Source organism: Clavibacter sepedonicus, from assembly GCF_000069225.1.
In the GTDB taxonomy this organism is placed as follows: domain Bacteria; phylum Actinomycetota; class Actinomycetes; order Actinomycetales; family Microbacteriaceae; genus Clavibacter; species Clavibacter sepedonicus.
The window spans coordinates 2,300,853-2,315,317 of the sequence record NC_010407.1; the positions used below are offsets into that span (position 1 = coordinate 2,300,853).

The following is a 14,465-nucleotide window of genomic DNA, read 5'->3' on the forward strand; positions in this document are numbered from 1 at the left end:
CCGCCCGTAGGCTCGTCGGATGTCCGACGCAGGAGCCCAGGTGATCCACTTCCATCGGAAGCACCACGACGTCATCGTGAGCGGCGAGAAGGCCACCACCGTGCGTTGGGGCGAGGACCTGCGGGTCGGCCCGGCGACGTTCGTCTTCGACGAGCACGCCACCGCCGTCCCGCTCGCCGGACGCGTCACCTCCGTGCGGCGGCACCTCCTCGCGGATCTCACGCCGGAGGACGCGCACCAGCCGCCCGGCACGGACATGGCCCGGTTCGCCGAGCAGCTCCGCGAGAACTACTACCCGACCATGCCGGCGTCGGCGGCCGTCGTGGTCGCGGAGATCGAGCTCGGGGGCGTCGCGCCCGTCGGCTGAGTGGAGGGCGCACCAAGTGGCATACGGCCGCCCCGCAGGCGGGGGTCAGCTCCCGACGGTCGCTGCACCTCGTCAGATCTACTCGATCGCCGCTCGTCATCTCCGTCACGGTCGGCGGTGCTGGTGACGCTTGCACTGAATGATCGTCACTGCCGTCGTCGCTGGTGACACGTGCCCTGGACAACTGTCACAGTCGTCGTTGTTGGTGACACTTGCTCTGAACAACTGTCACAGTCGGGCTCCGCAGGCACTCGTGTCGGTCATGTGCCTTCGCCTGCGGCGTCGACGCGCGAGTCCCCCAGCCGAAAGCGCATGCATGCGATGCAGCCGAGGAATGCACGGAAGCGCTGCTGGTCAGATCAGCGCGTCGCGTATCAGCTGGGGATATCGGGCGTCCGCGAGGTCGAGCCCAGCCGCTTCCTCCGCCGTAAACCACCCGACCGCGTCGTGCTCCTCCGGGGCCGCATTCGTGATCACACCGGCCCAGCTGACGATCTGCCAGATCTCGATGCGGGCGTCTGCCATCTTGAGCACACGGATGGGGCCACCGGCCGGTGGGTCGATCTTCACGTCCAGCTCCTCGCGCAGCTCGCGCACCAGAGCGTGGAGGCTGCTCTCGCCCGGCTCGAGATGACCGCCCGGGAAGTCCCAGACGTGCGGGTACCAGGCCTTCGTCGCGGAACGGTGAGCCAGCAGCACGTGAGCCGATCGGACGAGCAATCCGCAGGCGACTCGGTGCTCCACGCGTCCGTCGACGGGGATCAGCTCCCGACGACCACCGGCAGCGGCACCTCGTCGGCCGCGAGCTCCTCGCTCGTGGAGCCCAGCACCTCGGCGACGGACGCGCGGATGATCGCGAGACCCTCCTCGACCTGCTCGTCGGTGATGGTGAGCGCGGGCAGCACCTTCATGACCGTGCCGCCGGCGCCCGAGGTCTCCATGAGCATGCCGCGCTCGAACGCCGCCCGGCAGACCGCGCCGGCGAGGTCGCCGGAGGGGAACTCGATGCCGCGCGCGAGGCCGCGGCCGCGCACCTTGAGCTGCGTCTGCGGCGCGGCGGAGGCGGCGATCTCGGTGAAGACCTCGTGGATCCGCTCGCCCTTGCGCAGCGTCGACGCCTCGAGCTCGCCGTCGGCCCAGTACAGGCGGATGGCCTCGGCGCCCGTGAGGAACGCGGGCGCGATGCCGCGGAAGGTGCCGTTGTGCTCGCCGGGCTTCCACTGGTCGAGCTCGGGCTTGAGCAACGTGAGGGCCATGGGCAGGCCGTAGCCGCCGATGGACTTGGAGAGCGTGACGATGTCGGGGACGATGCCCGACTCCTCGAAGCTGAAGAACCCGCCCGTGCGGCCGCAGCCCATCTGCACGTCGTCGACGATAAGCACGATGCCGTGGCGCGTGGTCAGGTCCCGGAGCTTCCGCAGCCACTCAGGCGTAGCGACGTTGATGCCGCCCTCGCCCTGCGCGGTCTCGACGATGACGCCGGCGGGCAGGTCGACACCCGAGCCCGAGTCGTCGAGCAGCTTCTCGAAGTACGCGAGGGTGTCGGTCTCGCCGCCGAGGTAGCCGTCGAAGGGCACCGCGACCGCGTGGTGCAGCGGGTGGCCGGCGCCGCCGCGCTTGAGCGCGTTGCCGGTGACCGCGAGCGCGCCCTCGGTCATGCCGTGGAACGAGTTGGTGAAAGTGGACGATCGTGGTGCGGCCGGTGACCTTGCGCGCGAGCTTCATCGCGGCCTCGACCGCGTTCGCGCCGCCCGGGCCGGGGAACATGATGCGGTAGTCGAGCCCGCGCGGCTGGAGGATCACGTCCTGGAACGTCTGCAGGAAGTCGCGGCGGGCCTCCGTGAACATGTCGAGGGAGTGCGTGACCCCGTCGCGGAGGATGTAGTCGACCAGCTTCTGCTTGAGCGCCGGGTTGTTGTGCCCGTAGTTGAGCGCGCCGGCGCCCGCGAAGAAGTCGAGGTAGCGGTCGCCGTCGGCTGTGAACATCTCGCTGCCCACCGCGCGGTCGAAGACCACCGGCCAGCCGCGGCTGTAGCTCCGGACCTCGGACTCCATCTGCTCGAAGATCGTCATGCGGTGTCGCTCCTTGATGCTCATCGGCGACCTGCGGGGACCGCCGCACGTCGGGCGGGGCTCGTGGCTCCGGGCGACGGGGAAGGGCGCTGCGATGCGCAGCTCCTCCATCGTCGCACCTCCGCCCGACATCGCCGGAATCCCTCGCGCGGGGGAACTCTGTAGGGTCGCGGCATGGCCGCATCCGGGGACGTCGATCCGCTCCGGGCCCCGGGGACCGCGATGATCCGGGTCGGCGACCGCGACGTGCGGCACCGCGTGACCGGAACCGGGGATCCGCTCCTGCTCCTGCACGGCATCGGCCGCAGCCTCGAGGACTGGGAGGAGCAGCACGACCGCCTCTCCGCCGGCCATGCGCTGCACAGCCTCGACCTGCCGGGGTCCGGCTGGTCGGATCCGGTCGACGGCGGCACGACGCTCGAGTCGATCGCGGATGCGCTGCCCGCCTACCTCGACGCGGCGGGCGTGCGTGGCCCCGTGACCGTGGTCGGCAACTCGCTCGGCGGCGCGGTCGCGATGACCCTCGCGACCCGGCACCCGGATCGCGTGCGGGCGCTCGTGCTCGCGGACAGCGCGGGCTTCGGCCGGCAGGTCACCGTGGGCCTCCGGATGCTCGCGTTCGACCCGCTCGCGACGCTCCTCATGCGGCCGACGCCCGGCAACTCCCGGCGCTCGACCCGCACGATCTTCCACGACCCGGCGCTCACGACCGACGAGCGCGTGCGGCACGCGCAGGCGCTGTCGGCCCGACCGGCCCACGCGGCCACGATGCTCGACATCGCGCGCGACCTCGGCACGGTCCGCGGCGTGAGCTCACGCTGGCGCCGGCCGCTGGTGGAGGGCGTGCGGGCGTCGGGCCTCCCGGTGCTCGCGCTGTGGGGCGATCGCGACCGGATTCTCCCGCCGGGCCACCTCGCGGCCGTCGCGCGGGAGCTGCCCGACGCGCTGACCCGCATGATCCCGGACTGCGGTCACATGCCGCAGATCGAGCGCCCTGACCTCTTCGCCGAGCTGGTGGGCGACTTCCTCGGCTCGCTGCCCCCCGCCGCAGCGGCACGCGCCGCCCCGCGGGAGCCCTGAGCGGGTCGTCCGTCGCAGGGGGCGTCGGTGGAGGGGGCGCACGGCGTCGGTTCGCGGGCCGTACCGTAGGGGAATCCGTGCATTCTCGCGCCGACGTCGTCGGAGAACGCGGGCGGCGCGACTCCTCCAGGACGGACGATCCCTCATGCGCCGACACGTCACCCTGCTCCTCCCCGCGCTCCTCCTCGCCGCCTGTCTCGCGGGCCACCCTCAGCCCGCACAGGCGAACGAGGTCGCCCGCCCCGGCGCGGTGCTCCCGCCCACCGCCCCATGGGCCGCGACGCCTCGCGTGGATCGCGCATCCGAGGCCGGTGACCCCCTCACCGCCTCGCTGGTCGAGGCGGTGGGTGACCGACGTCATCCGAGCGCACCGCGCCCGCCCTCGACGACGTGCGCGACGATCCCCGCCCAACTGTCCATGCCGGGACGGACCGCGAGCGCGGCCGAGGAGGCCTCCCCGCCGGACACCGCGCGCATCCAGCGCGGCCTCGACGCCTGCGCGGGCACGGGCGGAGCGGTGCGCCTCAGCACCTCCGGTGCCGCGACCGACTTCCTCAGCGGTCCGCTCGTCGTCCGACCGGGCGAGGTGCTGCTCGTCGACCCCGCTGCCACCCTCTTCGCGTCGCGGAACGCGGCTGCCTACCAGGTGGCCGGTCACGGCCGCTGCGGCACCATCGGGGGAGACGGCCTGGGGTGCGCGCCCTTCCTCGCCGTCGGATCCGGCTCCGGGGTGGAGTCCACCCGGGCCGCCGACGGTACCCAGGGGCGGATCGACGGGCGCGGCGACGCGACCCTGCTCGGATCCGCGACCACCTGGTGGGCCCTTTCCGCGCAGGCGAAGGCCGGGGGCAACCAGAACGTGCCGCGGCTCATCAAGGCACAGCGCTCGAACGACGTGACCGTGGCCGACGTCGACCTCATCGACTCGCCCGGGCAGCACATCTCCTTCAATGACGGCGTCGGCCTCACCGTGTGGGGCGTCGTGGTGTTCACCCCGGCGAACGCCCGCAACACCGATGGCATCGACCCGGCCGGCGCCCAGGACGTCACCATCGCCGACTCCTACATCATGGACGGCGACGACGGCATCGCCATCAAGGCCTCCGACGCCCCGTCGGCGCACATCACGATCCGTGGCAACACGCTCACCGGCACGCACGGCATCTCCCTCGGTCGGCAGACCACCGCAGGGATCAGCGACGTGCTCATCGACGGCAACACCATCAGCGGCAAGGACAGGTACGGCAACCAGAGCGTCGCCGCCGGGGGGATCCGCATCAAGAGCTCGGCCGCGGCGGGCGGCCTGGTCCGCGACATCACGTTCCGCGACACCTGCATCGACCTGGTCAAGGCACCCGTGGTGTTCGACTCGCGGTACGAGTCCGGCAGCGGGACGCACATCCCCAGCTTCACCGGGATCGTCGTCGACGGCCTACGTGCCACGAACTCGGTGAAGGGGGCGGCGAGCGTGCTCGAGGGCTTCGATGCGGCGCATCCCCTCGGCCTGCTGCTACGGCGCGTGGACGTCGACGATCCGGACGTCCGCGCCGCGTACGCCGACATCACGACCCAGGGCGCCCACTTCGGCGGCGTGCCGCTCACGGCATCGGGGGCCGGGGTGCGGGTCACGGCGCAGGCCGACGCCGGCGCGGCACCCGCCTGCGGCTGACGGGCTTCCGCGAGCGCGTGACACGCGGGGGATGCCGGTAGCCCGCGTGGGCGGGCCGCCCGCAGCCCCCGCTCACCAGCCGAGCGTGCGGAGCACCGCGACCGTCACGGGCCCGGGGCCGGGCACCGCGTGCCCGCGAGCGAGCACCGGGGTCATCAGCTCGTCCGGATCGCCCTCGGGGTAGGTGGCCTCGTCCAGGTGCGAGTAGCTGCTGCCGTCCCACGTCGTGGGTGCGTAGAGACGGGCGGCCTTGCCGCCTCCGGCCTGGCGCACCTGGGGACTGTCGAACACGAGACCGGGCGTCTGCAGCTGCGCAGCCAGCTGCACCGGATCCGCGATGGACAGCAGCGACCGGCCGTCGGCCGCGCGGGTGTACGTGTCGAAGGCGAGCGGGTACCCGGGCGTGCCCATTGCCCCGCGCCCGTGCTCCACGGTGGCCGCGCCGACGAAGCCGAGGCCGTGGCCGAGCTCGTGCAGGACGGCGGAGGCGAAGTCCACCTGATCGGGGCCGATCGGGCCCGTGCCGAAGTGGGTGTGGCTCGCGTCGGAGTCGAACTCCGCCTCGATGTCCGGGCTCGGATCGATCTGGTGCCCTGCCAGCTTGTTCGCCAGGGGCTCGGCGTAGAACGTGTGCGGTCGCGGGGCACCGCGGAAGTCGGTCCGGTAGGTCGACGGGCCCGCCTGTCCGCCGATGCCCGCGCCCAGGTGCTCGTACCGCGCGGAGACGGTGATGGGCACTGGCGAGCTGATGACGTGCGACCAGACGTCGACCGCCCGCTGGAAGTCGGCGCGCGCCTGCACGGGAAGCCCACATAGGTGACCTGGAACGTCGCGGTCGCCGCGGCGTCCGTGGTGACGGTCGTGACGGTGTCCGGGCCGGTGGTGCGCGCGGCCTGGCGCAGCGTGACGGCATCTCGCGTCAGCAGCCGCGACGCGGCCGGCGGGGTCGCCGTGCCGTGGTGCTCGACGTGCAGCGCGGAGGCGTGCACGTGCGACCCCGCGGACGGAGGTGCCGCCTGACGCCGTCGCGGCGATGGCGGGCACCACCAGGCACGAGGCGGAGACGGCGGCGGCGGTCACGAGGAGCGCGGTGGACAGCTGGCGGGGAGTGGGCATGTAGGCACCTCGGTCGGTTCCGCGCGATGCGCGGATGGGCGCCTGGCCCCTCGCGACGCCCGTGCCCCGTGGGGGACGGCTCTCCCAGATGGTGTCGAGGAGCGGATGCGTGGTAGCGAGGAGCGACGGCGTCCGCCGTCGGCGTGGGGTGAACTTAGCCCGGTGGGCGTCCCCGCCTCGCGTACCGCGCACAGGCACAGGCGCCGGCATCCCGTGCGGCCGGCGGCCCCGCGTCGCGACGGATGGCGCAGGTCAGCTCCCGGCGTCAGCTCCGGCGTCAGCTCCCGCGTCCCGCTCGGGAGCGTCATCCGGGGCGTCCGGGGCGTCCGGGGGGCTCGCCTCCGCGGCCGCCGCCGCATGGCGGGCGGCGGGCGACCGCACCGAGTCGTGGCGCTCGGCCAGCGACTCGAAGCCGTCGTGCGCGGCGACGCGGACGGAGGTGTCGGGGTCGGTGAGCGCGCGGCGGATGACGTCCTCGTCGGAGGGTCCGCCGACGGCGCCGAGCGCACGGAGGGCGGCACCGCGGACGCGGGCGTTCTCGTCGGTGACGAGCACGGTGAGCGCGCGCACGAGCGGCAGCTGCCGGGTCGCGACGACCTTCGCGCACGCCTCGCGCACGCGCCAGGCGCGGTTCGTGAGGTTCTTCTCGACGACCTTCGCGGCCTCGGGCGTCCAGGCGTAGAGGAGCGCGCGGGCGCCCCAGGCCTCGGGCCAGTAGAGGGGAGGCGCGCCGTTGAGGATCCCGCGGGCGTGGCGCCCGCCGACCAGCAGCAGGAAGTCGTCGCCCTCGTACAGCCCGTCCAGCAGGCCCATCGCCCGCAGGGCGACCTCCCGCTCGCTCGTGCGCGACACCGCGTCGCTCATGCGCGTCGCGAGGGAGTCCTCGCGACGGCGGGGGTCATCTCCGTCAGCCATGCCGACAACCGTATCGGCTGCGGCAGGGCTGCCCCGCCGCCGGTCACGCGCGGCGGGGCCGGCGGATCAGCCGGCCTGCGTGTTGAAGAGCAGCCCCAGCAGGTAGGTGGCCCCGGCCGCGCCGAAGCCGATGAGCAGCTGGCGTCCTGCGCGACGCAGGGGCGGGCCGCCCGAGAGGAGGCCGGTGACCGCGCCCGTGATCGACAGCGCGATGGCCACGAGGACGCAGGCGATGGCGAGCGCCGCGAGGCCCTGCAGGCCGAAGAGGTACGGGAGCACGGGGATCACGGCGCCGGACGCGAAGAAGCAGAAGCTCGAGATGGCCGCGCCCCAGGCGGTGCCGACGCTCTCGTGGTCGTCCTCCGATGCGGCGACGCCCGCGATGCTGACGGGGATCGGCCGGGTCTCGGCCGCGAGGTCGCGCAGCACCTCGGCGGCGTGCGCGAGCGCCTCGTCCTCCGTCATGCCGCGGGCGCGGTAGACGAGGGCGAGCTCGTTGGCGTCGACGTCGAGGTGGGGGAGCGCGTCGCGCGTGCCCGGATCCGGGGCCGACGCCTCGAGCAGCTCGCGCTGGGAGCGCACCGACACGAACTCGCCCGCGCCCATCGACAGCGCGCCGGCGAGCAGGCCCGCGAGACCCGTCGCGAGGATCACGGCGTTGGGCACGCCCGTGGCCGTGATGCCGAGGACGAGCGCCAGGTTGCTGACGAGCCCGTCGTTCGCGCCGAACACGGCGGCGCGGAAGGTGCCGGAGAGGCGCATCCGGCCGCGGGTGGCGAGGCCGCGCACGACCTCCTCGTGCACGCGCTCGTCGGCGGCCATCGCGTCGGTGGCGTCGGCGTCGTCCGCGTACGGGGAGCGGCTCTCGGCGCGCTGCGCGAGGGCCAGCACGAACACGGATCCGAAGCGGCGAGCGAGGAGACCGAGGATCCGCGTGCGGATGTCGCCGCGCACGGGCTTGCCGACGCTGTCGCCGAGCAGCTCGATCCAGTGGTCGGCGTGGCGGCCCTCCGCCTCGGCGAGGGCGAGCAGGATGTCGCGCTCCTCGCCCGTGCGGCGGCCGGCCAGGTCGCGGTAGACGGCGGCCTCGGCGCGCTCGTCGGCGAGGTACTGCCGCCAGCGGCGCACCTGCGCGGGCGTCGGATCGGGCGTTCGGGCAGGGGGCATGGATGTCATGGGTCCTCCGGTCGGGCGACGGCCGGGAACCGGGAGGGCTCCGGCCGACGCGACGGCGCGTGGTGCGCCTGTCGTTCGTCTGGCCGAAGGTCTCGTCCGCCCGCCGCCCTCACGGACTCTGGCGGGTGATGCACCGGGCCCGGGGGCCAGCATGTCGACGCATCGCCGTCCGGCCCGAGGGCCGGGGGGGGACTACTCCCCTTCGAGAGGAGACCCTAGCGCACGGGTCCGAGCGGGCCGGCGGCGAGCGGCCCTGCGGCCAGCGGCGTCAGGCCGACGGCAGCAGCACGATCACCAGCGGCAGCACGGGCAGCGCGCACGCGACCGCGCACAGCAGCCGCAGCGCGACGCGGTGCCCGCCGCGGGGGTGGTCCATGCGGTCGGCGCGGAGCGCGGAGAGGCCGCCGTCGGGATCCAGCTTGCGGAGCGCCGAGGCGACCGTGGTCGGCCCGGAGACGCGGGCCGCGTGGTCGTCGGCGATGAACTCGATGGCGATGGTGGTGGACAGCGCGAGGCGCTGGCTCGCGGGCAGCGCCGGGAGGATCGCGCGCGAGACCTGGGCGATCCGCACCGCGACCGCGTGCCGCTGCTCCAGATGGGCGGTCTCGTGCTCGAGCACCGCCGCGAGCTCGTCGTCGTCGAGACGGGCGCGCGCCTCGGTGGTGAGGAGGATCACGCCGGTCGCGGGGGAGAGCGCGGCGAGCGGCACGTCCGACTCGACGAGGCGCGCGTCCCGCCCGGCCACCCGGTACGGGCGCGACGCGAGCAGCAGCGTCGCCACCTCGCCCGCGCGGCGCCTGGCCTCGCGGACGACGCGCCCGCCCTCCTCCACGATGCGGAACAGCAGCACGCCCAGCACGCCCGCGGCCAGGTAGGCCAGCGGGATGGCGGCGACGGGCGCCGTGTCGGCGTCCTGCTGCGGGCCGGTGCCCGCCTGCATCGCCATGCCCTGGTGGATGAGGAGGCCGAGCCCGGACCCGAGGCTCAGCACCGCCGTGACGAGGAACCCGTGCCAGGCGGCGAGCATGGCGACGGGCCGCTGCGCGACGAGCGGCAGGCGGCCGAGGAGGAGCGGAGCCAGGAGCGTGACCGTGACGTAGCACTCCAGCAGAAGCACCGCGCGGACCGTGTCGCTCACTGGTCGCGCTCCGATCGGGTGGTGCGGGGATGCCGGTGATGCGGGATGCGAGAGACCGGGGATCCGGTCAGATGGTCTCGGGGAGCGCCTTCGCGTTGTCGATGACCTGGCTCAGCACGGTCTTCAGCCCCTCGAGCTGCTCCTCCGTCATGGAGAGGCGGTCGCGGATCTGCTGCGGGATGGCGACGGCCTTCTCTCGGAGCTCGCGGCCCTGGTCGGTGAGGCCGATCTCCAGCACGCGCTCATCCGTGGCCCGGCGCACGCGCCACACGTGGCCCATGGCCTCCAGTCGCTTGAGGAGCGGGGACAGCGTGGCGCTGTCGAGCTGGAGCTCGTGGCTGAGGTCCTTGACCGAGCGCGGCCCGCGCGCCCAGAGCGCGAGGAGCACGAGGTACTGGGGGTGGGTGAGGCCCAGCGGGTCGAGGATGGGTCGGTAGAGGGCGGTCACGCTGCGTGCGGCGACGACGAGCGAGTAGCTGACCTGCCTGTCGAGCGCGAGCGGGTCCTGCAGGTCCTGCGGTGTTGACATGGTTCCTCCGCGGGTCATTCTGTCACTCCGTGTTGCTAACCCCGCCCGAACGGGGGCCAACAGCTGGATCTGTGGAAAAGCTCCGACATGTGAGGCATTCGGAGCGGCGCGCTCAGGCGCCGGGTCACGCCGCGGGGAGCAGCCGGGCTTCGAGCTCGGCGGCCGTGTCGACCACCGCGATGGTGCCCGCCGCCTCCGCCGGGCTGCCGTAGCCCCAGCCGACCATCACGGTCGGGATCCCGTGGGCGGCGGCGCCGAGCACGTCGTGCTCGCGGTCGCCCACCATCACCGCGTTGCCGAGGTCGACGCCCGCCGCGCGGAGTCGGCGCAGGGCCTCCTCGATGACGTCGGCCTTCGCGGATCGCACCTCGTCCTCGCTCGCGCCGCAGATCTCGGTGAACAGCTCGGTGAGGCCGTAGTGGTCGAGCACGCGGCGGGCCTGCGACTCGGGCTTGCTGGTGGCGAGGGAGAGCGGGATGCCGGCCGCGTGGATCGCGCGCAGCACCTCGGGCACGCCGACGTAGACCGAGCTGTCGAAGACGCCGCCGCCCGCGTAGCCCTCGCGGTAGTGGGCGAGCGCGCGCTGCTGGGCGTCGTCGTCCATGCCGGCGAGGTCGCGGAACGAGTCGAGGATGGGCGGACCCACGTACTCGAGGAGCTGGGCCGGGCCGGGCACGGGCAGGCCCATGAAGACGAGGGTCTTCGCGAGCTGGGCCGTGATCCCGGGGGCCGAGTCGGTGATGGTGCCGTCGAGGTCGAAGAGGATGCAGCTCCAGGGCGCGGAGCCCGCGACGGGGGACGGCGTGGACGTGTCGGGTGCGGTCACGCTGCCACCCTACGAGGGTCGCGCGGGTGCCGGCCGGGAACGCGCACCGTCACTGCTGGGTGAGGCCGTGCTCGGTCTTCTCCCAGTAGTGCGGCCGTGTGAGCAGCTGCCAGAGGCCCTTGTACGCGGCGATGGAGTGCAGGATCCAGTACACGGGGTTCAGCAGCGACCACAGGATCAGGTGGAACGTGCCGCGCTTGAACGGCCCCATCATCGACACGTAGACCATGACCCCATCACATCGACCCCCGACCATGCGGCGGTGATGCGTCGCCCGTCCGACATTAGGGACGGGCTCGTAGCAGTGGACACCCCCGCGACGGGATGCGACCGTGGGCGGACAGGCGCCGCGGAGTCGCCCGTCGCGGGGCGGCCCGTCGCGGCAGGCGGATCAGAACAGGCGGGAGTGCCCGTCGTCCATGCCGCGCATGGCGTCGTAGTCGAGGAGGAGGCAGCGGATGCCGCGGTCCTCGGCGAGCGTGCGGGCCTGCGGCTTGATCTCCTGCGCGGCGTAGACGCCCGTGACCGGCGCGAGGTGCGGATCCCGGTTCATCAGCTCGAGGTAGCGCGTGAGCTGCTCGACGCCGTCGATGTCGCCGCGGCGCTTGAGCTCGACCGCGACCGACTTGCCCGCCGCGTCGCGCGCGAGGATGTCGACCGGTCCGATGGCCGTCATGTACTCGCGCCGCACCAGCTCGTGGCCGTCGCCCAGCAGGTGGATCTGCTCCGCCAGCAGCTTCTGCAGGTGCGCCTCCACGCCGTCCTTCACGAGGCCCGGGTCGACGCCGAGGTCGTGCGCGGAGTCGTGCAGCACCTCGTGGATGGAGACGACGAGCATGTCCGCGGTCTTCGGCTGGATGACGCGCCAGATCTCGCGGACGCCCGCAAGCGCCTGGTCGTCGTCGGGCTCGACCTCGACGATGGAGCAGGGCGGGCTCATCCAGTTGAGGGGCTTGTAGGAGCCGCCGTCCGAGTGGACGAGGAGGCTCCCGTCGGCCTTGACCATGAGGAGGCGGGTGGCGAGGGGGAGATGCGCGCTGAGGCGGCCGGCGTAGTCGACGGAGCAGCGGGCGATGACGAGACGCACCCGGCGAGCCTATCCGGGCGTCGGCGGGGTGCGCGTCGCGGCCGTGTCCGTGGCGGCGGCGATGACGTCCTCGTCCGCCACGCCGTGCTTCCGCGCCGAAGCACGGACGATCACGCGGCGTGCGACCAGGCGTCGAGCGCAGCGCGGATGGCCTCGGAGCGGTTCAGCCCCTCGCGCTGCGCACGAGCCATCACGGCCTCGAGCTCGGCTTCCGTGAGTCGCACGGGGATGACCTTCGCGGCCGACTCCCCCCGGGGAGCGCGGCCCCAGCGAGAGCGGAGTGTGCCGACGTCGTATCCCGCCTCCGCCTCGTCGACCCACTCGTCGACCTGGGACTCGTCGACTTCCCTGCCGTTGATGATGCGCGCCATGCACTCATCGTCATACGGAAGTGCGCATCAGACCATGGTCGGCGCGGTGGATCCGCGCGCGGCACGGCGGCGCCCCTGCGAGAGGAGCACGCCGAGCAGCACGAGGGCCGCGCCCGCGGGCTCGTTCCAGTGCAGGGTCTCGCCGAGCACGAGGATCCCGAGCGCGACGCCGACCACGGGCGTGATGTACGTGACGGTCGATGTGGCGGTGGGGCCCCAGGCGAGCAGCACGTTCATGTTCCAGAGGTAGGCGAGGCCCGTGCCGACGACCCCGAGCACCACGAGGCTGAGGACCACGGGGAGGTCGAGCGCCACCGGGCCGGTCGCGAGGAACGGGGTCGCGAGGATCATCGCCGCCGCGCCCATGCCGATCTGCATGAAGGCGGTGACGACGCCGGGGATGCCGCGGTGCGTGAGGAAGCGGCGGAGGTAGCCGAACGTGATCCCGTAGCAGAGGGCCGCGCCGAGGCACGCGAGCTGGCCGGCGAGCTCGAGCGGCGGCTCGCCGGACGCGGCCGCCTCGGCGCTCGGGGCGAGGCGCCACGGGCCGATGATCACGACCACGCCGACGATGCCCAGCGCGATGCCCGCGAGCTGCCGCCGCCCGAGCTTCTCGACGCGGAACGCGAGGGTGGCGAGGAGCGCGGTCATGATCGGCGTGGTCGCGTTGTAGATGCTCGCGACGCCCGAGGTGACGTGCTGCTCGGCCCAGGCAAACAGCGAGTACGGGACGGCGGATCCGACGACGCCGACGACCGCGAAGTGCAGCCACACGACGCGCTCCTTCGGCAGCGGCAGGCGGCGCGCCGCGACGATGAGGCCGAGCGCGACGGCGCCGAGCACGAGCCGCGTCCACGAGACCTGGCCGAACGAGACGCCCTCGAGCGCCACCTTCATGAAGAGGAAGCTCGCGCCCCAGACCGTGCCCATCGCGGCGAACTGCACGGCGATGCGGCGGCCGCCGGGAGCGGAGAGCGCGGCGACGGGCGATGCGGGCGGGGTGGCGGATGCGGAGGGCGCCGATGCGCCGCGGGGTGTCACGTCGTCAGCGTATCGGCGGGGTGCGACGGGGACGACGGCCGGCGCTCGCCATCGGGCACTCGTTCGGCGGGATCGTGCTCGGGGAGGCATTCCCGGAGCGGCGACCCGACGTGGTCGTCTACGTGGACGCGCCGCTCGAGGTCCTCGGCAGCGAGGATCCGGTCGAGGTGGCCGCCGCCTACGAGCACGACCGCTGGGGCCGCACCGCCGAGGCGCTGCGGATCTCGCGGCCCGAGTACTCCGAGCGCGACCGGGAGGTCGAGGGCCGTGCCGCCGAGCGCTTCGACCCGGCGACCGCCGCGGCGCTCGCCGCGGTCCCGTCGTACGCGTGGGAGCCCGAGCCGGGATCCATCGTCGTGCGCGCGGATCCGAGCCGCTTCGTGAGCGCGGAGGAGGCTGCGCGCCTCGCCGCGTCGGGCGTCGACGTGCGCAGCATCCCGGGGGCCGCGCACTCCGTCTGGTACAGCCGCTTCGACGAGTTCACGGCGGCGCTGCCGGAGGCGTTCGGCTGAGCTCGGCGGTCCCTCACCCGGACGGCGCGTGGGAGGCTCGGGCGATGACGATGTCGCCGGCTCCCGTGCTCGTCACGGCGCGGTTCGCGCTCGAGCCGCTGGTGGTCGGGCACGCGGGGGAGATGGTCGGGGTGCTCGCGGATCCGGCGCTGTACCGCTTCACCGGGGGCGAGCCGCCGACGCTCGACGTGCTGCGGGAGCGGTTCGCGCGGCAGGCTGCGGGGCGCTCGCCGGACGGATCCGCGCGCTGGCTGGTGTGGGTGCTCCGCGAGCGCGCGTCCGGGCGGGCGGCGGGGTTCGTGCAGGCGACGGTGACGGTCGAGCGCGACGCGCGCGTGGCGGCGGTCGCGTGGCTCGTCGGGACCGCGGCTCAGGGATCCGGCGCGGCGGCGGAGTGCGCGGCCGCGATGGTCGCGTGGCTGCGGGAGGACGGCGTCGCGATCGTGCGGGCGCACATCCACCCGGATCACGCGGCATCCGGGGCCGTGGCGCGCCGGCTCGGGCTCAGGCCGACGGACGCGCGCGTCGACGGCGAGGTGCGCTGGGAGCTCCGAGCGGGCTAGCT

Annotated in this window: 18 protein-coding genes and 1 pseudogene; 6 read left to right on the top strand and 13 right to left on the bottom strand. The window is 73.6% G+C overall.

Going from position 1 to position 14,465, the window contains the following annotated elements:
* The first annotated feature begins 19 nt into the window (after positions 1 to 19).
* Complete coding sequence (locus CMS_RS10765) at positions 20 to 367, top strand: ASCH domain-containing protein (protein WP_012299481.1); 348 nt, start codon at positions 20 to 22, stop codon at positions 365 to 367.
* 354 nt (positions 368 to 721) lie between these two features.
* Here the strand turns inward: CMS_RS10765 and CMS_RS10770 are convergent, their stop codons facing one another.
* The 3 genes and pseudogenes from CMS_RS10770 to CMS_RS18410 form a co-directional block, all read right to left on the bottom strand.
* Positions 722 to 1,111: an NUDIX domain-containing protein gene (locus tag CMS_RS10770; RefSeq protein ID WP_012299482.1), complete on the bottom strand. Its 390-nt coding sequence runs from the start codon at positions 1,109 to 1,111 to the stop codon at positions 722 to 724.
* Positions 1,112 to 1,128: 17 nt separating this feature from the next.
* The gene (locus tag CMS_RS10775) at positions 1,129 to 2,025 is read right to left on the bottom strand and encodes an aminotransferase class III-fold pyridoxal phosphate-dependent enzyme (protein ID WP_434269230.1); all 897 of its coding nucleotides are present in this window, start codon (positions 2,023 to 2,025) and stop codon (positions 1,129 to 1,131) included.
* 73 nt (positions 2,026 to 2,098) lie between these two features.
* A pseudogene (locus tag CMS_RS18410) lies at positions 2,099 to 2,572 on the bottom strand (hypothetical protein); the annotation flags it as partial.
* Between the two features lie 42 nt (positions 2,573 to 2,614).
* On the opposite strand from CMS_RS18410, the gene CMS_RS10780 reads away from it, so the two are divergent.
* Both CMS_RS10780 and CMS_RS10785 read left to right on the top strand, forming a co-directional pair.
* Positions 2,615 to 3,520 (top strand): alpha/beta fold hydrolase, encoded by a 906-nt coding sequence (locus tag CMS_RS10780; protein WP_012299483.1) that lies wholly within the window; start codon positions 2,615 to 2,617, stop codon positions 3,518 to 3,520.
* A gap of 418 nt (positions 3,521 to 3,938) precedes the next feature.
* Positions 3,939 to 5,189, top strand: coding sequence for a glycoside hydrolase family 28 protein (locus CMS_RS10785; protein ID WP_223842632.1), 1,251 nt, complete (start codon positions 3,939 to 3,941; stop codon positions 5,187 to 5,189).
* A 72-nt stretch (positions 5,190 to 5,261) separates the two neighbouring features.
* On the opposite strand, the gene CMS_RS10790 is transcribed toward CMS_RS10785, so the two are convergent.
* Positions 5,262 to 5,990, bottom strand: coding sequence for a hypothetical protein (locus tag CMS_RS10790; protein WP_041464631.1), 729 nt, complete (start codon positions 5,988 to 5,990; stop codon positions 5,262 to 5,264).
* 15 nt (positions 5,991 to 6,005) lie between these two features.
* On the opposite strand from CMS_RS10790, the gene CMS_RS10795 reads away from it, so the two are divergent.
* On the top strand, positions 6,006 to 6,209 hold the full coding sequence (locus tag CMS_RS10795) for a hypothetical protein (protein ID WP_041464632.1): 204 nt from the start codon (positions 6,006 to 6,008) through the stop codon (positions 6,207 to 6,209).
* Between the two features lie 348 nt (positions 6,210 to 6,557).
* On the opposite strand, the gene CMS_RS10800 is transcribed toward CMS_RS10795, so the two are convergent.
* The 9 genes from CMS_RS10800 to CMS_RS10840 all read right to left on the bottom strand — a co-directional run bounded on the left by CMS_RS10800 (position 6,558) and on the right by CMS_RS10840 (position 13,277).
* Positions 6,558 to 7,220 (bottom strand): HEAT repeat domain-containing protein, encoded by a 663-nt coding sequence (locus CMS_RS10800; protein WP_012299486.1) that lies wholly within the window; start codon positions 7,218 to 7,220, stop codon positions 6,558 to 6,560.
* Between the two features lie 66 nt (positions 7,221 to 7,286).
* On the bottom strand, positions 7,287 to 8,396 hold the full coding sequence (locus CMS_RS10805) for a VIT1/CCC1 transporter family protein (RefSeq protein ID WP_012299487.1): 1,110 nt from the start codon (positions 8,394 to 8,396) through the stop codon (positions 7,287 to 7,289).
* Positions 8,397 to 8,664: 268 nt separating this feature from the next.
* The gene (locus tag CMS_RS10810; protein WP_012299488.1) at positions 8,665 to 9,534 is read right to left on the bottom strand and encodes a M56 family metallopeptidase; all 870 of its coding nucleotides are present in this window, start codon (positions 9,532 to 9,534) and stop codon (positions 8,665 to 8,667) included.
* Between the two features lie 67 nt (positions 9,535 to 9,601).
* Positions 9,602 to 10,063, bottom strand: a complete 462-nt coding sequence (locus CMS_RS10815; protein WP_012039555.1) for a MarR family winged helix-turn-helix transcriptional regulator — start codon at positions 10,061 to 10,063, stop codon at positions 9,602 to 9,604.
* 124 nt (positions 10,064 to 10,187) lie between these two features.
* Positions 10,188 to 10,889: an HAD family hydrolase gene (locus tag CMS_RS10820; protein ID WP_012299489.1), complete on the bottom strand. Its 702-nt coding sequence runs from the start codon at positions 10,887 to 10,889 to the stop codon at positions 10,188 to 10,190.
* Between the two features lie 49 nt (positions 10,890 to 10,938).
* A complete protein-coding gene (locus tag CMS_RS10825; RefSeq protein WP_041464633.1) occupies positions 10,939 to 11,118 on the bottom strand; it encodes a hypothetical protein in 180 nt (59 codons plus the stop codon).
* A 162-nt stretch (positions 11,119 to 11,280) separates the two neighbouring features.
* The gene (gene nucS, locus CMS_RS10830) at positions 11,281 to 11,976 is read right to left on the bottom strand and encodes an endonuclease NucS (RefSeq protein ID WP_012299490.1); all 696 of its coding nucleotides are present in this window, start codon (positions 11,974 to 11,976) and stop codon (positions 11,281 to 11,283) included.
* 110 nt (positions 11,977 to 12,086) lie between these two features.
* A complete protein-coding gene (locus tag CMS_RS10835) occupies positions 12,087 to 12,347 on the bottom strand; it encodes a ribbon-helix-helix protein, CopG family (RefSeq protein WP_012299491.1) in 261 nt (86 codons plus the stop codon).
* Between the two features lie 27 nt (positions 12,348 to 12,374).
* A complete protein-coding gene (locus tag CMS_RS10840) occupies positions 12,375 to 13,277 on the bottom strand; it encodes a DMT family transporter (RefSeq protein ID WP_041465007.1) in 903 nt (300 codons plus the stop codon).
* Between the two features lie 131 nt (positions 13,278 to 13,408).
* On the opposite strand from CMS_RS10840, the gene CMS_RS10845 reads away from it, so the two are divergent.
* Together CMS_RS10845 and CMS_RS10850 are read left to right on the top strand one after the other, a co-directional pair.
* On the top strand, positions 13,409 to 13,900 hold the full coding sequence (locus tag CMS_RS10845; RefSeq protein WP_158309440.1) for an alpha/beta fold hydrolase: 492 nt from the start codon (positions 13,409 to 13,411) through the stop codon (positions 13,898 to 13,900).
* A 44-nt stretch (positions 13,901 to 13,944) separates the two neighbouring features.
* Positions 13,945 to 14,463, top strand: a complete 519-nt coding sequence (locus CMS_RS10850; protein ID WP_012299494.1) for a GNAT family N-acetyltransferase — start codon at positions 13,945 to 13,947, stop codon at positions 14,461 to 14,463.
* Positions 14,464 to 14,465 lie beyond the last annotated feature (2 nt).

Excerpts from the sequence above, each read along its gene's own strand:
- CMS_RS10765 (WP_012299481.1), top strand. The coding sequence starts at position 20 with ATGTCCGACGCAGGAGCCCAGGTGATCCACTTCCATCGGAAGCACCAC.
- CMS_RS10775 (WP_434269230.1), bottom strand. The coding sequence starts at position 2,025 with ATGACCGAGGGCGCGCTCGCGGTCACCGGCAACGCGCTCAAGCGCGGC.
- CMS_RS10780 (WP_012299483.1), top strand. The coding sequence starts at position 2,615 with ATGGCCGCATCCGGGGACGTCGATCCGCTCCGGGCCCCGGGGACCGCG.
- CMS_RS10785 (WP_223842632.1), top strand. The coding sequence starts at position 3,939 with ATGCCGGGACGGACCGCGAGCGCGGCCGAGGAGGCCTCCCCGCCGGAC.
- CMS_RS10800 (WP_012299486.1), bottom strand. The coding sequence starts at position 7,220 with ATGGCTGACGGAGATGACCCCCGCCGTCGCGAGGACTCCCTCGCGACG.
- CMS_RS10805 (WP_012299487.1), bottom strand. The coding sequence starts at position 8,396 with ATGACATCCATGCCCCCTGCCCGAACGCCCGATCCGACGCCCGCGCAG.
- CMS_RS10815 (WP_012039555.1), bottom strand. The coding sequence starts at position 10,063 with ATGTCAACACCGCAGGACCTGCAGGACCCGCTCGCGCTCGACAGGCAG.
- CMS_RS10825 (WP_041464633.1), bottom strand. The coding sequence starts at position 11,118 with ATGGTCTACGTGTCGATGATGGGGCCGTTCAAGCGCGGCACGTTCCAC.
- CMS_RS10835 (WP_012299491.1), bottom strand. The coding sequence starts at position 12,347 with ATGGCGCGCATCATCAACGGCAGGGAAGTCGACGAGTCCCAGGTCGAC.
- CMS_RS10840 (WP_041465007.1), bottom strand. The coding sequence starts at position 13,277 with ATGGGCACGGTCTGGGGCGCGAGCTTCCTCTTCATGAAGGTGGCGCTC.
- CMS_RS10850 (WP_012299494.1), top strand. The coding sequence starts at position 13,945 with ATGACGATGTCGCCGGCTCCCGTGCTCGTCACGGCGCGGTTCGCGCTC.